Origin of the sequence: Paenibacillus sp. FSL A5-0031, from assembly GCF_001956295.1 — a bacterium.
Lineage (GTDB): Bacteria > Bacillota > Bacilli > Paenibacillales > Paenibacillaceae > Pristimantibacillus.
The window spans coordinates 21742-40121 of sequence record NZ_MRTD01000033.1; the positions used below are offsets into that span (position 1 = coordinate 21742).

An 18380-nucleotide genomic window follows, 5' to 3' on the forward strand; every position below is an offset into this window, starting at 1 on the left:
TTAAACAGTTAGTATCAGGGTAAGGCGAGTGGATAGCATCTTAGTTTTTTATACAACAAGGAGATGAATAGGAATGAATCAAACCAAACGATTTAAACAATTTGCTATCGGAATATCATTTGCGATCGCATTATCTTTAACAGCGTGCAGCAATAAGGATACAGGAGCAGATCAAGTGCCGCCGCCGGCAACAGCGATGCCGAGCAATCAGCCAGAGACAAGTACACCGGCCTCACCGGACACGAGGCCAAGCGTCCCGCCTTCTGAACAGCCTAATGAGCAACCAGGCGGCAATGGCGCTGAGGAGCCGTCTAGCGGCTCTGAGGCCGGAGAAACGATCAGCTCAGTCTATGCGCTTGCGAAGGAAGGCAAAGTTCCAGGCTCTGATTATGCAGCTCATATCGCATTATATGATGATATAGAGAAAAAATGGGGCAAGCCTGATACCAACGAATCCGCTGGGAAAGGGATGTATGCTGCCTACAAAGATAAAGGGATTACATTTGGATACAACAAAGGCATGCTTGTTTATGATGTAAGATCTTATTCGAAAAAGCTTCAAGGCATTACATTGAAAGACATAGAGATCGCGCTTGGGTCTGCTGATGAAAAAACGGTTAACGGTACAGATGACATTTATACCTATGAGGTCAATAAACAATATCAGCTTAAATTTATTTTGGCTGAAGCAACCGGCAAGGTGGATCACATCTCGGTATACAGTCCGCAGGACGCAAAAAATAATATGGCAGGATGATCGCACAGCCCATTGCGAGATAAGCTTCAACGTCATACATTGAAAACGGGGCTGGCAATGAAAGGTTATTTCCATCCTTTAGAAAAAAAGTATTGCAATTATCCCGGATAGATGTTATTTTTATTCTCGTTGAAAAGATTGTTGATGTTAATAATAGGAACCAGGATTCACTCAGGACATTGTTATGTTGCGAGAGATTAATCCCTCGAGAAGTGAATGACGTAGGTCCTAGCGGATGAAATTTTTCAAACATTTTATTCCTAGGAAGGGGGAACCGGAAGATGGAATACTCAACTTTCGGAAGACACGTTGCTGTTGATACTTGGGGTGTAGACTTTGATCTACTGAACAGCGCTGAATTTTTGCAATCACACATGGTAGAGGCTGCAGAGGCTTGTGGTGCTACTGTATTGTCGGTTCAAGCCAAACAATTCGATCCTCAAGGCGCAACTGTGCTCGTGCTGCTGTCGGAGAGTCACCTCTCGATTCATACGTATCCTGAGAGAGGTTTTGCTGCGCTTGATTGTTATACTTGCGGCGAAACTGTAGATCCTCAGCTTGCGATCGACTACATGCTCGCTGTACTGAAGCCAAAAGCGACGTATGCGAAGAAGCTTGTACGCGGTATGGGCGAACTGCAAGTAGAAGAGCCAAAAATGAAACAAACTGAGCTCGTTTAAGAGCTTTAAAACTTATTGCTCATAGCGAAATAACCATGGATGGTATCCATGGTTATTTCTTTGTAGTAAAAGGGAATAATGAGTCTGTACTTTTCAAATATTATTCATAAATGAACATTATCTGAATGTTTTACTATGCTATAATTATCGATAACATCAATGCTTGATCGCTTAAAGAGAAGGAGGCAGGTGACCGCGCATGCACATTATCGCAGTAGGACTGAATTACCGAACGGCTCCCGTAGAAGTAAGAGAACAATTTGCGTTCGCAGAACGGGATTTGCCGGAAGCATTAATACAGCTCATTCAGACACAAAGCATAATGGAATGTGTCATAGTAGCGACCTGCAATCGGACGGAGCTTTATGCAGTTGTAGATAGGCACCATCTATGCGGGCATTACATTCGAAGCTTTATGGAGAAGTGGTTTAAGCTGCCTAGGCAGAACTTCACCAACCATTTATATATGTATGAGGACGAGAAGGCGATTGATCATTTATTCCGTGTAACGAGCGGACTTGATTCCATGGTCATCGGCGAGACCCAAATTTTGGGACAAGTAAAAACAGCTTTTCAGCTCGCGCAGCAGCAGAAGACGACAGGTACAGTTTTTAATATGCTGTTTAAACAGGCGGTTACGATGGCCAAGCGTGCCCATTCCGAAACGTCGATTGGTGAATCTGCTGTTTCTGTGAGCTATGCTGCCGTTGAGCTTGGGAAACGGATTTTTGGACAATTCAACAAAAAAACGGTTATGGTCATTGGTGCGGGTGAAACGGGCGAACTGACTGCCAAGCATCTGTACACGAATGGCGCAGATCGCGTCGTTGTTGTAAATCGCACCTATGAGCGGGCAACACAGCTGGCAGACAAGTTTAATGGAATCGCATGGTCGATGGAAGAAGCGGTAGATAAGCTTCATGAAGCAGACATTATTATCAGCTCCACTGGCTCGAAAGAATACGTGTTAACGCGCAAGCAGGTTGCAGAAGCTATGCAGCGTAGAAAAGCGAAGCCGCTCTTTATGATTGATATTGCGGTACCGCGTGATTTGGACCCTTCGATTGCTGCCGTTGATAATGTATTCTTGTATGATATTGATGATTTAGAGGGCATCGTGGAAAGCAATCTCGCGCATAGGCGTCAAGAGGCTGCCAAAATTGAAGCGATGATTACCGAAGAAATTGAAGTGTTCGAGCAGTGGTACAAAACGCTTGGCGTTGTTCCCCTTATTCGAACTTTGCAATCCAAAGCAGCAGGCATTCACGAGGAAACGATGAACAGCTTGACGAATAAATTGCCTGATCTCGGCGAGCATGAGCTTAAAGTAATCCGTAAGCTTACAAAAAGCATCGTTAACCAAATGATGCAGGATCCTATTTTACGAATTAAAGAAATGGCTGGCGAGAAGCGGGCAGACGAAGCGATGGATATGTTCGTTAAGCTGTTTGCACTCGAGGAAGATCTTGCTAAAGCGCGTCAAGCGGAGCTTGAAGCGGCAACAGATACTGTCGCTGCTGCAAAAAAGAAAAATGTTCAACCCCATGCAGCTGCGGCGGTATTAGCACCTATTACAAGGTAGAGGGCTGCTAGGTGGAGGAGCTATGGAGACGCAAAACTTTTTATATGATGCGATACTTTATATTTACGCCCTGAGCCTGCTGTTTTATTTCTCCGACTTCATGAATGCAAGTCGGAGAGCGAAACGGATGGGTACAGGGCTGCTTATTTTTGTTTGGGTATTACAGACTGGTTACCTTGTTACTCGCATCGTATCTCATTTGCAAATGACGGAAGTATCAACCTTTGAATACTGGTTAGGCTTTTCTTGGCTTTTAGTTACCATTTCGCTAGTGATCAGTCGATTTATTAAAATTGATTTCATTGTGTTTTTTGTAAATGTTGTTGGTTTTGCGGTGTTGGCGCTTAACCTGTATAGTGACCCCGGAAATGGCGAGTCGCTTAAAGTTTGGGAAACAACAAGAGAGCTATTATACATTCATATCAGTCTTGTTTTGCTTGCGTATGCTGCATTAACCATAGGCGCTTTGTTCGCCGGCATGTATTTGTTTTTGCATAATCAGCTAAAACGAAAGCGCTGGTCAAACTTTGTGCGCAGATTGCCAAGCCTCGATATGATTGAGCGTTATGGAGATCGAGCAGTCATTGTTGGCGTTCCATTGTTTGCAATGTCGCTTGCGATTGCGGTGACGTCCATACTTGTCGAAAGACGGTTTGCGTTGTTGATTGACTGGAAGGTACTGTCTTCCTTTGGAACCTTGGTTATGTACATTATTTATGTGTACCAGAGAGCGATGCTCAAACGTCCCGGATTGCAATTGGCCCGCTTTTATATTATTTCGTTTGGTTTGCTGCTTCTGAATTTGTTTACTAATTATTTCTCCTCCTTTCATTAACGAGAATTGACTGCTGGAGGCAAGGACGGCAATGAATGGTTTATATCCAATTTTCATGCAGCTTATAGGCAGACGCTGCGTTATTATCGGCGGCGGAAGCGTGGCACAGCGAAAGCTGCAAGGGCTGCTGGCTGCTGGAGCGGATAAAATATGGGTCATCAGCCCGTCATTAACTCCTCAAATCGTGAGTTTGGCTTCCGAAGGGAAAATCCGCTGGTTCCAGCGAGAGTACAATGATGGCGATCTTGCGGGAGCATCGTTAGTGTTTGCGGCAACAAACGATAAACGTTTAAATGCGGAGATTGCGGCTGCGGCCGATCAGCTTGGCATTTTAGTAAATGCGGTGGATGATGCGGACAAAGGCTCGTTTATTTCACCTTCGATTGTCAGGCGTGGAGATTTGCTGCTGGCGGTTACTGCTTCAGGCGCAAGCCCGGCGTTGTCTCAGCAAATAAAGAAAGAGCTTGCAGCGCTTTATGGCCCGGAATACGAAGAAATAACGATAGTATTGCGACGCTTTCGGGAGAAAGTGTTAAACAGCTTGCTTGATGAACAGGAGAGACAATCCGTGCTGAAGCTTGCGGCCGAAGAGGCAGCGACGCTAAAGCGGATCAATATTGATATGGATGAATGGCTGCAAAGCCTGCTTCATCGGATGGACAGGGGGCTTACATAATGGCAACAACTAACCAAGGACAACGAATTATCGTGGTAGGAACAAGGCAAAGCGCACTTGCGCTTACACAAACGGGACAAGTGATCGATGAACTGACACGCATAAGTGAGAAGCATGGGTTTGATTATAAGTTTGAAGTGAAAAAAATAGTAACAAAAGGTGATCGCATACTTGATGTTACGCTGTCTAAAGTAGGTGGAAAAGGGCTGTTCGTTAAGGAAATTGAACAAGCACTTGCAGATGGTGTAATTGATTTGGCCGTTCACAGCATGAAGGACATGCCTTATGAGCTTCCGGAAGGGTTAATAAATGGAGCAATTCCAAGACGCGTCGATCCTAGAGATTGCCTTATCACTCGTGAAGGCGGCGGATTGTCTGAATTGCCTCTAGGCGCGAGAGTGGGAACGAGCAGCCTGCGCAGATCCTGCCAGCTTAAAAACGCGAGACCTGATCTTCAGCTTGAGTCCATAAGGGGCAATATAGATTCCCGTATTCGCAAATTAGAAACCGAAGGTTTCGATGCGGTTGTACTTGCTGCAGCTGGACTGAAGCGCATGGGATGGGAAGATCGCATATCTGCGAACATTCCTGTTGATGTATGCTTGCCTGCTGTAGGACAAGGCGCACTTGGCATTGAATGCCGCGAGAATGATGAACAAGTTCGAGAGCTGCTTTCTCTTCTTAACGATGATGAAACCGAGGTTACGGTACGAGCAGAGCGAAGCTTCCTTGGTTCACTGAATGGTGGATGTCAGGTGCCGATAGGCGCATATTGCACATTAGGTGATGAGCTCCCGGGCCAAAGCGGGCAACATGAGCTTATCCTAACGGGCATGGTCGGATCGCCGGACGGAGCAACGCTGCTGAAAGAAGTGATGAAGGGAATTGATCCTGAACAGCTTGGCCGTGATGTTGCGGATGCGCTCATTGCACGCGGCGCAGACCGTATTTTAGCTGAAATTGGGGGATGACGGGCTTGGACAAGGGGAAGGTATACTTAGTTGGCGCCGGACCGGGAGATCCGAAGCTGATTACTGTGCGCGGACTGCAATGCTTGGAGGAATGTGAGGTTGTCGTTTACGATCGCTTGGCAAGCCCGAGATTGCTCCGGTACGTGAAGCCGGGTGCGGAGAGAATCTACGTCGGCAAGCTGCCGGACCGTCATACGATGAAGCAGGAGGAAATCAACCAGCTTCTTGTCGATTTGGCGCTGCAAGGCAAGATCGTTACACGTCTGAAAGGCGGAGATCCTACGATTTTTGGACGAGTTGGAGAAGAAGCCGAGCTTCTTTATGATAACGGAATCGAGTTCGAAATCGTGCCAGGCATTACCTCGGCAATCGCAGTTCCCGCTTACGCGGGCATTCCAGTCACACATCGTGATATGGCATCATCCTTGTCCATTATTACGGGTCATGAGAGTCCGGATAAGCTTGACCGCTCCATTCATTGGGATAAAGTTACGAATGCTACGGGAACCCTTATTTTTCTAATGGGTGTCGCCAAAATAGGATATATTTCTGATCAGCTCATGAAGCACGGCAAGCCGCCGCAAACGCCAGTTGCGCTTATTCGCTGGGGAACGAGAGTTGAACAGCGTACCATTGTTGGCACGCTGGAAACCATCGAGGGGATTGTCAAATCAGCGAATTTTCAGCCACCTGCCGTCATTGTGGTAGGCGACGTTGTAATGCAGAGAGAGAAGCTGAAATGGTATGAGAACAAGCCACTATTTGGCTTGCGTATACTCGTTACACGAGCTAGAGCACAGGCAAGCGAGCTAGCTGAACAGATTGAAACGCTTGGCGGGGAGCCTTGCGAGTTTCCAGTTATTGAAACGATTGAACCAACGGACTCCGTTGTTTTAGCTAACTTGAAGGCACAGTTGGGGCAGGCAGAACAATATGAGTGGCTGATGTTTACGAGCGTAAACGGCGTGGAGTACTTTTTTGAATGGCTGCGTAAATTTAATATCGATATTAGGAGATTTTTTGGTGCGAGAATTGCAGCAGTTGGTCCTAAGACAGCTGAGGCGCTTGCAAAGCGCGGCTTAGTAGTTGATGAGCTGCCTGTAAAGTTCCATGCGGAAGGCTTGCTGGACAAGCTGGCGCCGCAACTGAAGGCTGGAGAGCGAGTGCTGCTGCCTCGAGGAGATCTTGCACGCGAGGTATTGCCCCGTGAACTGAAGGCAATAGGACTTGTGCCAACGGAAATCGATGTTTATGAAACGGTTATTGTCGATGAGCAGGACGAACTTGCCCTCGAATGGATTCGCGAGAAAGAAATTCACATGATTACATTCACTAGTTCATCAACGGTGACCAATTTGCTTGAGGTATTGAGACGCAAGGGCATTTCAGATCCAGTACAACTATTAGCGGACATTCCGATTGCGAGTATTGGCCCGCTTACAACGAAGACTGCAGTAGAAGCAGGCTTGAAGGTTGCTATTGAGCCAGAAGATTCAACGCTGGATAGTATGCTTAAAGCAATCGTTGATTATCAGCAAAAACAACTTGCTAAGCTAGTCGAGGAGGAATACTAAGTGATGAGTTTCCCAACAGTAAGAAATCGCAGATTACGCAAAACGTCTGCTCTTCGGAGCATGGTAAGAGAAACCGTGCTGAGTGTAAATGATTTTATATATCCGATCTTCGTTACGCATGGTGTAAATATAAAAGAAGAAATTCCATCAATGCCGGGTGTATACCACCTGTCGATGGATCTTTTGGAGCAAGAGATTCGTGAAGTGGTTGCTTGCGGCATTCAATCAGTGCTGCTGTTCGGCCTTCCAGAATATAAAGATGCTTTGGGATCTTCGGCTTATGATGCGAACGGTATCGTTCAACAAGCGATAAAAGCAGTGAAGAAATGGGCGCCGGAGCTTGTTGTTGTCGCTGATACTTGTTTATGCCAATTTACCGATCACGGTCATTGCGGCATCGTACATTTGCATGAGGAAACAGGCATAGCGGAAGTGGATAATGACTCCTCGCTTGATCTGCTCGTACAAACGGCTGTATCGCAAGCGGAAGCAGGAGCAGACATTATCGCACCTTCCAATATGATGGACGGCTTTGTGCTTGCTATTCGTGAAGGACTAGATGATGCTGGCTTTAGTGATGTTCCGATTATGTCTTACTCTGTTAAATTTTCTTCGGCTTACTATGGCCCTTTCCGTGATGCCGCACATTCGGCTCCACAATTCGGCGACCGCAAAACATACCAGATGGATCCAGCCAACGTACGCGAGGCGCTTCGTGAAGCAGAGTCGGATATTGCTGAGGGCGCCGATATGCTAATGGTCAAGCCTGCTCTAGCTTACTTGGATATTTTGAGACTGCTTAAGGATAAATATAATTTACCGGTTGTCGCTTATAACGTAAGTGCCGAATACTCGATGGTGAAAGCCGCTGCAGCTAATGGCTGGATTGATGAGCAATCAATCGTTCTTGAAACCTTGCTAGGCATGAAGCGTGCTGGTGCTGATCTCATTATTACGTACCACGCAAAGGATGCGGCACGTTGGTTGAAGGGAGAGGGGTAAGCAGATGAGTGAACAGTCGAACCTTAGAAATGATGCGCGCTCAGTAGAAGCTTTCGAAAGAGCGAAAAAAGTAATGCCAGGCGGTGTAAACAGCCCGGTTAGAGCATTCAAATCAGTGGGCTTGAACCCTGTCTATATGGAGCGGGGAGAAGGCAGCCGCATTTATGATATCGATGGCAACAGCTATATCGATTATGTAGCATCATGGGGCCCTCTCATTATGGGTCATGCCCATCCTGAAGTTATCGAAGCAATTAAACGTACGGCAGAGAAGGGGACAAGCTTCGGCGCCCCAACAGAGCTTGAAACATTGATGGCTGAGCTTGTTTGCGAGCGAGTACCTTCAGTTGATATCGTTCGCATGGTTAACTCCGGTACGGAAGCGACGATGAGTGCCATTCGGCTTGCTCGCGGTTATACGAAACGAAGCAGGATTTTGAAATTCGAAGGCTCATATCATGGTCATGCGGATAGCTTGCTGATTAAAGCAGGCTCAGGCGTTGCGACGCTTGGCTTGCCTGACAGCCCGGGTGTGCCAGAGCATGTAGCTTCGCATACGATTACGGTACCATACAACGATATTGAATCGGTAAAGCTTGCTTTCGAAAAATTCGGTGAGGAAATTGCTTGTGTCATCGTTGAACCGGTAGCTGGCAACATGGGCGTTGTTCCGCCATTGCCTGGTTTCCTGCAAGGGTTGCGCGACATTACAACGCAATACGGTACGGTTCTTATTTTTGACGAGGTAATGACGGGCTTCCGTGTTGGTTATAACTGCGCACAGGGACTTTATGGAATTACGCCAGACCTTACTTGCTTCGGCAAAGTTATTGGCGGCGGATTGCCAGTCGGCGCATACGGCGGCAAACGGGAGCTTATGGAGATGATTGCACCGAGCGGACCTATCTATCAAGCGGGAACCTTATCAGGCAATCCGCTTGCGATGGCGGCAGGTTATGCAACATTGAATCTGCTAACCCCTGAAGTGTATGAGCATATGGAGCGTCAAGCGGTTAGGCTGCAGCTTGGTTTTGAAGCGAATGCGCGCAAACATGGCATTGCAAATACGATTAACCGTGTTGGATCGATGGTTTGTCCGTTCTTCACGGATACGTTTGTCATCAATTTCGAAACGGCAAAAACATCCGATCTAGAGCGGTTTAAGGCTTATTTTGCGGCAATGCTTGATCTGGGTGTAAGCATTGCACCTTCACAATTTGAAGGCATGTTTGTTTCCGGGGTTCATACGAATGAGGACATAGATGCGACAATCGAAGCGCATGATATTGCGTTTAGCCGCTTGTAATATCGCTGTATTTTGAAATGAAGGTAAGAGGCTCGTAAGGAAGCGAAGTCGTTTTTTGCTTCGTTTACGATTGGGAGGAACGTTATATGATTGATGGTCGGATGAAGAGGAATGGACAATGGCTGGAGCTAGACTGGCTTGCTCTTGGCGCTGCGTCCTCTGATACCATTAATCCTGAATCGGAAAAGGATCCGGCAGGTTTGCCGGAGCTTGCGCAGCCGCGGGCTGGCAGTCATCCGCACCTTGTGCGTCAGTGGCTGCTGGCCCGTTCCTTTTTTCCGCAGAAGTGGATTAATCGGTTGTTTTCAATTGGAGGCATTCAGTGGAACGGGGAGCAGCTGCAGCTGCTTGCTTTCCCGCCAGTAGATCCACGCAGTGATGCTTCATATCGTCACCTGCGCAGGGATACTAAACTAAATATGCCAGATGTGTTATATGAAGATGATTTCTGCATCGTATTTGACAAGCCTGCTGGCATGGCAGTGCATGGATCATCTCCCGGTCAATGCGGAACGCTGGATGAGGCGGCGGCATGGTATCTTTTGAGCCAAGGCGATCCGCTGAATATACGTCATATCCACAGGCTGGATGATGATACGTCTGGTCCCGTTTTATATGCCAAAAATGATTTGGCCCAGTGGAAGCTTGATGAGGCGATGAGAGCGAAAGCGATAGACAGACAATATATGGCTGTCGTTCAAGGCCGGATGTCAAAGCCTTCGGGTACGATCAATATGCCAATAGGGAAGGATCGACATCACCCGGCAAGGCGCAGAGTTTCAGAAAACGGCGATCTAGCAATTAGCCATTACGAGGTTGTGGCAGCAAGTTCTCGATCGTCATTAATTCGTGTAAAGCTTGAGACGGGACGTACGCATCAAATTCGGGTTCATTTAAGTCATATTGGACATCCGCTGCTTGGGGACGGTTTGTATGGAGGAAGCACAGCACAGTTGAAGCATCAAGCGCTGCATGGGGAAAAGCTTGTTTTTCCTCATCCTCTGACCGACTCGCTAATAGAAGCAGCCTCGCCTTGGCCGCAATGGCTAAAGCAGCTTTCAGAAGAGATGGAGTTCCGTTCAAAATGATAGTCATGCTCCTGCCCAACCTACCATATAGATAAGTAGTGAATGTAACGTTAGACCAAGCATTCAGTATGAGAGGGGAGGATTTAGGCGTGTCGGATCAAACGAACGGATTACGTTTTGATGTGTATGAGCGCGTCCACTTGCCCGATGATGTTGCGGCAATTGACGAGTTGGAGGAAATTGAGCTTGTTCCTCGTATTCAAGTTATCGATCAAGGGGACCATGCCGTGCTTAGAGGGCAGCTTCTGCTTAGCGGGGTATATAGGAGTCAAACTGATTCCGAAAACTCCCTGACGCTGGAGCACTGGATACCGGTCGAAATAACGCTGCCAATGAACCGCATATCACGGCTGGATGATATTTCGATTGAAATTGACAATTTTGACGTCGATCTTTTGTCTGCTCGCACATTAAACATTACGGGTGTTCTTTCTTTGCGCGGTATTTCTGCTCAGCCTATTCAGGAGCCGGAGGACATTTGGCGAGAAGAACCTTTTACTGTCATTCATCAACGGGAAGTTTATGATGAACGAGCCTTGGAAGCTTTTAATGTTCAAAATGCCGCTATTGAACAATCGTACATAGCGGAAGAACTTGAGTTTGCTGCGCAAGAGGAGATTTCAAACGAGCAAACAGCCGATGCATCGGATGAGCCTGAGGAAGCAACCGTAACCATCTCTTCCTCATCTTCAGGCGGAGGCTGGTCATCTTCGCAGTTATTCGCATCTCCTGCTCCGCAGGAAGAGGATGTGGAGCGCCAAGAAGATGAGAGAGAAATTTCGCTATCTTCTCAGCAAACAAGCAACGAGGGCTGGTTAGCAACATCCTCGCCGTTTGCAAATGATTCCGCAGTGATTCCACCAGTTGAAGCAGCAAGCGAGCAAGTACTGGCGGAGGAACGTGAAGAGCCAGTACAAATCGATGCTCCAATAGCTCCAGTAGCAGAGGCTATCCCGCAGCAGAGTCTTATTCCAGAGCAGGAAAAGCAGGAGCCGCGTATCGCAATTACAAACAAGCAGCCGCAAGAGGGTTCTGGTTTGGCAGGAGATGTCGGCATTCTCACGCTGCTTCAGACGAGCCGGCGTGAACAAGCAGCACGTCAGGCGGCAGAACAGGTAGTCGCTCAGCAGCGGGCAGATGAGGAAGCTAGAGTACAGGCTTCCGGCGATGAGATTGAGTGGAAAAACTTATTTCTGGGCAAACGCTCGGAAGATAAGGAATTTAAGAAAATTCGGATGTGTATTGTGCAGCGGGACGAGACGCTTGATGTCATCGCTACACGCTATAGCATGAATCCGAGGGAAATTGTAATGTATAACCGATTGGACGACTCAAGCGTGTCGGAAGGACAGCTGTTATACATTCCATAGAGGCTTCTGTAACGAAAATGCCCTTATTGCTCATTAATTTGAGCGATAGGGGCATTTCTTGCTTCTGCCGAGGTTGACTCAAGTGAGCAACAAAGGTATGATAAAAGTATATATGTGTTATAACGACATTGATGGGGAATAGTAGGCAGCAAAGCCTTCAGAGAGTGGAACCGTTACGCTGAGAGGTTCTGCAGGAAGTGACTGCTACGAGTCGCCCCGGAGTTGCCTGAGCCAAGTAGGAGCAACCTGTGCTCTACCGAAGTCAGGCCGGCCGCAGCCGTTATCTGTTTGAGTGCCATGCGGATACATTTCGCGTGGAACAAAGGTGGTACCACGGAAGCTTAACCTTTCGTCCTTTATGATAAGGGCGGCAGGTTTTTTTTGTTTTTGTAGATCGATTTATGGAGGATGGACGAATGTCAGAAAATCAAACGACAACTGCAATGCCGACAACTTATGATCCTAAGGCAGCTGAGCAGAAATGGTACGATTACTGGATGCAGGGAAAATTTTTCGAGGCAGGCAAACGACCGGATGCACAGACGTATACGATTGTTATTCCGCCTCCTAACGTTACCGGAATGCTGCATATCGGGCATGCGTTAGATTTTACCCTACAAGATATTTTAATTAGAACAAAGCGTATGCAAGGTTTTGACACGCTATGGGTGCCAGGAACTGACCATGCGGGCATCGCGACGCAAACAAGAGTTGAGCAGAAGCTGCGTGAGCAAGGAATTTCGCGCTACGACCTAGGTCGTGAAGCATTCCTAGAGAAAGTATGGGAGTGGAAGGATGAGTACGCAAGTACGATTCGCGATCAATGGTCGAAGATGGGACTTTCCCTCGATTATTCGAGAGAGCGGTTCACTTTGGATGAAGGCCTCTCCAAGGCTGTACGCGAGGTTTTTGTTAAGCTCTATGATAAGGGCTTGATCTATCGCGGCAAAAAAATCATCAACTGGGACCCTGCTGCTCGTACAGCTCTTTCAGATATTGAGGTAGAGCACAAGGAAATCAATGGTCATTTGTATCACTTGAAATATCCGCTTAAGGATGGTTCAGGCTTTATCACGGTTGCAACGACACGTCCAGAGACGATGCTCGGCGATACAGCTGTAGCGGTTCATCCAGAGGATGATCGTTACAAGCACTTGATTGGGCAAATGATCGTGCTTCCAGTCGTTGGGCGCGAAATTCCGATTATTGCAGATGAGTACGTCGATAAGGAATTTGGTTCAGGTGCCGTAAAAATTACGCCTGCACATGATCCAAATGACTTTGAAGTTGGCGAGCGCCACAGTCTGCCGCAGATCATTGTGATGGATGAGACAGGTACAATGAACGCTGAAGCTGGTCCTTATCAAGGTCTCGACCGTGCGGATTGCCGCAAGCAGCTCGTTAAGGATTTGCAGGAGCAAGGGGTATGCGTGGAAATCGAAGATCATGTGCATCAAGTTGGTCACAGTGAGCGCAGCGGCGCCGTTGTTGAGCCCTATTTGTCTACACAATGGTTCGTTGCAATGAAACCTCTAGCTGAGGCTGCAATCGCAGCTCAAAAGGCTGGCAAAGGTGTCAACTTCGTACCTGAGAGATTCGAGAAAATATATTTGCACTGGATCGAGAACGTACGCGATTGGTGTATTTCTAGGCAGCTATGGTGGGGTCACCGCATACCGGCTTGGTATGATGAGACGACAGGTGAAACACATGTCTCTCGTGAGAATATGGAGGGCGATCACCTTACCCAAGATAATGACGTGCTTGATACGTGGTTCAGCTCTGCATTATGGCCGTTCTCTACACTAGGCTGGCCGGATGAAACGAATGACCTGAAACGTTATTACCCAACGGATGTACTCGTAACGGGTTATGACATCATTTACTTCTGGGTATCCCGAATGATCTTCACAGCTCTTGAGTTTACAGAGCAGTCTCCGTTCAAGGATGTGCTGATGCACGGACTTGTTCGTGACTCCGAAGGACAAAAGATGTCCAAGTCGAAGGGCAATGGTGTCGATCCGCTTGAGGTTATCGAGAAATATGGCGCAGATGCTATGCGTTATATGATCTCGACAAGCAGCACGCCAGGTCAGGATTTGCGTTTCCGCTGGGAGAAGGTTGAGCAATCGCGCAACTTTGCGAACAAGATTTGGAATGCATCACGCTTCGCGCTGATGAATCTTGAAGGGGTTGAAGCAGCTGATATTGATATCACTGTTAATCTCGGAACAGCGGATCGTTGGATTTTGCATCGTCTGAATGAAACGGTTCGTGATGTAACTCGATTAATTGACAGCTATGAGTTCGGTGAAACTGGACGTCTATTGTATAATTTCATTTGGGACGATCTTTGCGACTGGTACATTGAATTCGCTAAGCTTAGCCTTTACAGCACGGATGAAGCAGCTAAAAAAGCTACGCAATCGGTACTTGCTTATGTGCTAGACCGTACGCAGCGTCTTATTCACCCGTTCATGCCATATATCAGCGAAGAAATTTGGCAGCATCTGCCTCATGTTGGCGATACGATCACTTTGGCAGAATGGCCGGTTTATGATACTGCGCTTGAAGCGCCGGACGCTGTGAAAGAGATGGAGCTCCTGATGGAGATGATCCGTTCAGTTCGCAATATCCGAGCAGAAGTAAATGTTCCGATGAGCAAAAAGATTGAAATGCTTATTAAGCCTGCTAGCGAGGCTGAAGCTGCTATTATGTCCCGCAACGAAGAATTTATTAAACGTTTCTGCGGTACGTCAAGTTTGGAGACTGGCCTGCACATTAGTGCGCCGGACAAAGCAATGACTGCGATTTTAACTGGTGCTGAGATTTATTTGCCGCTTGCCGGCTTAATCGATATCGCTCAGGAAATCGCTCGTTTAGAGAAGGAACATCAGCATTTGAATACCGAGGTAGAGCGGATTGAGAAGAAGCTCAGCAATGAAGGCTTTGTGGCAAAAGCGCCAGCTAAGGTTATCGATGAAGAACGCGCCAAAATGAACGATTATGCAGACAAACGCGACAAGGTACTAGCTAGAATTGCGGAATTGCGCGGATAACGCTGCAAAACGGAAGAAGGACGATTAGTATGACAGATCAACAAATAGAGCAGCGGCCTGCAGGGCCGCTGCAATCCTACCGGGAAGCGGTAGATTGGATTACTGGGCTAATTCCATTCGGTATTCGTCCAGGCCTTGATCGGATCGAGCAATTGATGGAACGGCTGGATAATCCGCATCGCAGATTAAAGTTTATCCACATTGCCGGGACGAATGGGAAAGGGTCTACTTGTGCATATTTGACGAGCGTTTTGCTGCGCGGCGGATATGATGTAGGCACATTTACATCGCCATATATAACGAAGTTTACGAATCGTTTTCAATATAACGGCATCGATATCGAAGAAGAGACGCTGCTTAGACTTGCCAATGAACTAAAACCTCATGTTGATGAGCTTGCTCAGACAGAACTAGGCTCGCCTACGATGTTTGAAGTATCAACAGCGCTGGCTATTCTTTTTTATGCGAAGGTCACTTATCCCGATTATGTCGTGTGGGAGACAGGACTTGGCGGCAGGCTTGATGTGACGAATATCGTTCAACCGGTTGTTTCCGTCATTACGAATATTGGCCATGACCATATGGATAAACTCGGTGATACGATTGCTGCAGTTGCGAGCGAAAAAGCTGGCATTATTAAAGCAGGAATACCGGTCATTAGTGCGGTTACTCAGCCTGAGGCAATTGAGGTTATTAAGCAAGCAGCTGAAGGCAAAAAAAGCACGCTATATTTGTTAGGCGAACAGTTCCATGAAACGGCAATCTCGGTTCGCGAGAATGAGCAAACTTTCCGCTTCGACAATTTATTCCGCAGCATCGAGCCTTTGACAATCACGCTAAATGGTGCCCACCAACGGACGAATGCAGCGGTTGCTGTCATGACGCTTGAGATACTTCGCCAATATAATGCACTGGTCATCGAAGATGATGTACTGGCGGAAGGACTTCAAAAGGCCGCGTGGCCGGGACGACTTGAGATGGTTTCTGATCAGCCTCGTATTTTGGTCGATGGCGCACATAATCCAGAAGGTGCAGAGTCACTCGTGGACGCTTTAAAAAATACTTACAAATATGATCGGTTACATCTTATGATGGGTATGCTGGAGAATAAGAATCATCAGGATGTTCTTAAGCATATACTACCAATAGTGGATACGCTTATTGTGACCGAGCCTGACTATCGAATGAAAAAAGATGCCTCTGCTTTGGCTGATTTGGTACGTGAAATGCGTCAGCAACAGCCAGATCAGTACGCTTTCGAGCTTGTGGTGGAATCAAACTGGCAAGCAGCATTACAAAAACTACAACAGTTAACCGGGGAAACAGACCTTGGAGTCGTGACAGGCACGCTATATTTAATTGCTGACGTTCGCTCCCGCATTTTGTATGACTCGGATTCTGAAAAAGGTTGGTGAACCGTCTTTGAATACGGCAGAACACGTTCATTTCATCGGAATCGGCGGTTACGGAATGAGTGCCATTGCCCGCGTTATGCTGGAAATGGGCTATAAGGTGACCGGGTCCGATGTCGCACGTCAAGAATTAACAGAGAAGCTTGCAGCAAATGGTGCCAGCATTTATATCGGTCATCAGCCCGAGCATGTGAATGGAGCGGACTTGGTCGTATACTCTACGGCACTTTCCAAAGATAATGTTGAACGGAAAGCAGCTGAAGAGCTTAACATCCCAGTTTTGCATCGATCGCAAATGCTGGCTAGATTGATGAACGCAGGCAAAGGAATCGCAGTAGCCGGCGCACATGGCAAGACGACGACCTCTTCAATGATCGCGCTTGTTATGGAATCTTGCGGTGCGGATCCAACCTATATTATCGGTGGCGAAATCGTTAATGTAGGTACAAACGCAAAAGCGGGCAAAGGTGAATACGTCGTAGCGGAAGCGGACGAGAGTGATGGTTCATTCCTTCATTATCACCCTACGCTTGCTATCGTGACGAATATTGAGCCGGATCATCTTGAAAATTATGATGGCGATTTCGGCAAGCTGAAGGCTGCTTATGTGCAGTTTTTGCAGCAGGTGAAAGCGGACGGCAAGGCGATTGTATGCGCGGATGACGAGACGGTTAACGAATTGATACCGCAAGTATATCAAGGCAATATGAATTCATCGCAGCTAGTGACTTATGGCATTGACGGCGATGCAGACTATAAAGCTCAAAATGTTGTACTTGGAGACCGGAAGGTAACCTTTACAATGACGCATAAAGGGGCATTGCTTGGAGATGTGGAGCTGTCTGTTCCAGGCCTTCATAATGTGTACAATGCAATGGCTACTGTTATTACTTGTCTCGAAGCAGGCTTGTCCTTTGACAAAATTGCTGTTGCGATTCAATCATTTAGAGGCGCGAAACGCCGCTTCCAGGTGCTTGGGGAAGTTAATGATATTTTGGTCATTGATGACTATGCGCATCATCCAACGGAGATCAGAGCGACAATCAGCGCTGCTAAAGCAACAGGTAAACGTATTATTGCCGTGTTTCAACCACAGCGTTATACGAGGACGTTTTTCTTATTCGAGCAATTCAGCCGTGCATTCCCAGAGGCCGATGAGGTAATCATTACCGACATCTACTCGCCGGCAGGCGAACTGCAAATCGAAGGAGTAACATCCCGTAAGCTGGTGGAGCTGATCAAAAGCAACAGCAACGCGAACTCCGAGTATATTCCAACCAAAGAAGAAGTGATTGCATACTTGACTGAGCGGGTCGCACCAGGCGATCTTGTTATCACCATGGGAGCAGGCGACATTTGGAAGGTAGCGGATTCGTTAGCGAAATCGTTAAAATCAAACCAATAAGCAGCTAATGCCCGGGATTCCATATCGGAATCACCGGGCATTTTGTATAAGCATGGGACTTTTCGTAAAAAAGGCTGTAAATAAGCCCACATAAAATTAACTTCAAAAACCGATAGAGATGAATCTCATTAGTCCAATTCCCTATCCCCCAATTCATTTGCTTGTACTCACTACATAATTCACCTCTAACTTTCTAACTCTCTACCCCACTCACTCACTTATTCATTCATTCACTGATCTCATCAACCCACTTAAACTAGCACTAGCTCAATATCCTCATAATCCAACAACCCCAATAGCCTTTGCTTTAAGAAGCCTCCACCGCCTCCCAGCGGGACGGAGTGCACTAAACCTCATAAATCTACAATCAAAATTCACGGAACCTTAATAATCCGTTTACGGGTCTCTGATTACGCATCAAGGTTTTAAGAAGCGCCGAGCGTGTCCCGGCGGGATAGGTCCAATTGCGAGTCTAAGAGGATGCAGCAAGGTTTGTAGAAGCTTCCAGCGGGTCCCGGAGGGACAAAGCGCTCCAACGCTGCATGAACTGTTGGACGCCGGATGTGGTTATACGTTAGTTGAGTTGCGGGTGTCCAGAGGGTGCAACCCTTGGGGCCCTCCCTTGGAAGGGAGGGTTTGGGTGGGTTCGAAAATCATTTAATC

The 18380-nt window shown here is 47.2% G+C and carries 14 protein-coding genes and 1 other annotated feature; all 14 genes read left to right on the forward strand.

The genetic code is table 11. From position 1 onward, the window contains the following. Positions 1-73: 73 nt before the first annotated feature. The 14 genes from BK120_RS32705 (at position 74) to murC (ending at position 17717) form a co-directional block, all read left to right on the forward strand. On the forward strand, positions 74-757 hold the full coding sequence (locus BK120_RS32705; RefSeq protein ID WP_076271655.1) for a YjgB family protein: 684 nt from the start codon (positions 74-76) through the stop codon (positions 755-757). Between the two features lie 281 nt (positions 758-1038). Then, positions 1039-1437, forward strand: a complete 399-nt coding sequence (speD, locus tag BK120_RS32710; RefSeq protein ID WP_054027216.1) for an adenosylmethionine decarboxylase — start codon at positions 1039-1041, stop codon at positions 1435-1437. Between the two features lie 199 nt (positions 1438-1636). Then, complete coding sequence (gene hemA / locus BK120_RS32715) at positions 1637-3019, forward strand: glutamyl-tRNA reductase (RefSeq protein ID WP_076271656.1); 1383 nt, start codon at positions 1637-1639, stop codon at positions 3017-3019. Positions 3020-3041: 22 nt separating this feature from the next. Continuing rightward, on the forward strand, positions 3042-3854 hold the full coding sequence (locus BK120_RS32720; RefSeq protein ID WP_076271657.1) for a cytochrome C assembly family protein: 813 nt from the start codon (positions 3042-3044) through the stop codon (positions 3852-3854). A 31-nt stretch (positions 3855-3885) separates the two neighbouring features. Further along, positions 3886-4530 carry a precorrin-2 dehydrogenase/sirohydrochlorin ferrochelatase family protein gene (locus BK120_RS32725; protein ID WP_076271658.1) on the forward strand — a complete coding sequence of 215 codons (645 nt, stop codon included), beginning with the start codon at positions 3886-3888 and terminating at the stop codon, positions 4528-4530. After that, complete coding sequence (hemC, locus tag BK120_RS32730; protein ID WP_076271659.1) at positions 4530-5501, forward strand: hydroxymethylbilane synthase; 972 nt, start codon at positions 4530-4532, stop codon at positions 5499-5501. Before BK120_RS32725 ends, hemC begins: the two co-directional genes overlap by 1 nt. A gap of 5 nt (positions 5502-5506) precedes the next feature. Then, entirely contained in the window at positions 5507-7075 is a 1569-nt protein-coding gene (gene cobA / locus BK120_RS32735; protein WP_256711094.1) for a uroporphyrinogen-III C-methyltransferase, read from the forward strand. 3 nt (positions 7076-7078) lie between these two features. Beyond that, a complete protein-coding gene (gene hemB, locus BK120_RS32740) occupies positions 7079-8077 on the forward strand; it encodes a porphobilinogen synthase (protein ID WP_076271668.1) in 999 nt (332 codons plus the stop codon). 4 nt (positions 8078-8081) lie between these two features. Further along, positions 8082-9383: a glutamate-1-semialdehyde 2,1-aminomutase gene (gene hemL / locus BK120_RS32745; RefSeq protein WP_076271661.1), complete on the forward strand. Its 1302-nt coding sequence runs from the start codon at positions 8082-8084 to the stop codon at positions 9381-9383. 86 nt (positions 9384-9469) lie between these two features. Then, the gene (locus tag BK120_RS32750; protein ID WP_076271662.1) at positions 9470-10471 is read left to right on the forward strand and encodes an RluA family pseudouridine synthase; all 1002 of its coding nucleotides are present in this window, start codon (positions 9470-9472) and stop codon (positions 10469-10471) included. A gap of 89 nt (positions 10472-10560) precedes the next feature. Next, positions 10561-11841 carry a LysM peptidoglycan-binding domain-containing protein gene (locus BK120_RS32755; RefSeq protein ID WP_076271663.1) on the forward strand — a complete coding sequence of 427 codons (1281 nt, stop codon included), beginning with the start codon at positions 10561-10563 and terminating at the stop codon, positions 11839-11841. A gap of 119 nt (positions 11842-11960) precedes the next feature. Next, positions 11961-12201 (forward strand) — a binding site (T-box leader). Between the two features lie 56 nt (positions 12202-12257). Beyond that, positions 12258-14900, forward strand: coding sequence for a valine--tRNA ligase (locus tag BK120_RS32760; protein WP_076271664.1), 2643 nt, complete (start codon positions 12258-12260; stop codon positions 14898-14900). A gap of 29 nt (positions 14901-14929) precedes the next feature. Next, positions 14930-16315 carry a bifunctional folylpolyglutamate synthase/dihydrofolate synthase gene (locus tag BK120_RS32765; RefSeq protein ID WP_076271665.1) on the forward strand — a complete coding sequence of 462 codons (1386 nt, stop codon included), beginning with the start codon at positions 14930-14932 and terminating at the stop codon, positions 16313-16315. 7 nt (positions 16316-16322) lie between these two features. Then, the gene (gene murC / locus BK120_RS32770) at positions 16323-17717 is read left to right on the forward strand and encodes a UDP-N-acetylmuramate--L-alanine ligase (protein WP_076271666.1); all 1395 of its coding nucleotides are present in this window, start codon (positions 16323-16325) and stop codon (positions 17715-17717) included. Positions 17718-18380 lie beyond the last annotated feature (663 nt).

Bases quoted from the DNA above. Each gene is read 5' to 3' on its own strand.
- BK120_RS32705 (WP_076271655.1), top strand. From the start codon at position 74: ATGAATCAAACCAAACGATTTAAACAATTTGCTATCGGAATATCATTT.
- hemL (WP_076271661.1), top strand. From the start codon at position 8,082: ATGAGTGAACAGTCGAACCTTAGAAATGATGCGCGCTCAGTAGAAGCT.
- hemB (WP_076271668.1), top strand. From the start codon at position 7,079: ATGAGTTTCCCAACAGTAAGAAATCGCAGATTACGCAAAACGTCTGCT.
- BK120_RS32720 (WP_076271657.1), top strand. From the start codon at position 3,042: ATGGAGACGCAAAACTTTTTATATGATGCGATACTTTATATTTACGCC.
- hemA (WP_076271656.1), top strand. From the start codon at position 1,637: ATGCACATTATCGCAGTAGGACTGAATTACCGAACGGCTCCCGTAGAA.
- BK120_RS32725 (WP_076271658.1), top strand. From the start codon at position 3,886: ATGAATGGTTTATATCCAATTTTCATGCAGCTTATAGGCAGACGCTGC.
- BK120_RS32750 (WP_076271662.1), top strand. From the start codon at position 9,470: ATGATTGATGGTCGGATGAAGAGGAATGGACAATGGCTGGAGCTAGAC.
- BK120_RS32760 (WP_076271664.1), top strand. From the start codon at position 12,258: ATGTCAGAAAATCAAACGACAACTGCAATGCCGACAACTTATGATCCT.
- speD (WP_054027216.1), top strand. From the start codon at position 1,039: ATGGAATACTCAACTTTCGGAAGACACGTTGCTGTTGATACTTGGGGT.
- hemC (WP_076271659.1), top strand. From the start codon at position 4,530: ATGGCAACAACTAACCAAGGACAACGAATTATCGTGGTAGGAACAAGG.
- BK120_RS32765 (WP_076271665.1), top strand. From the start codon at position 14,930: ATGACAGATCAACAAATAGAGCAGCGGCCTGCAGGGCCGCTGCAATCC.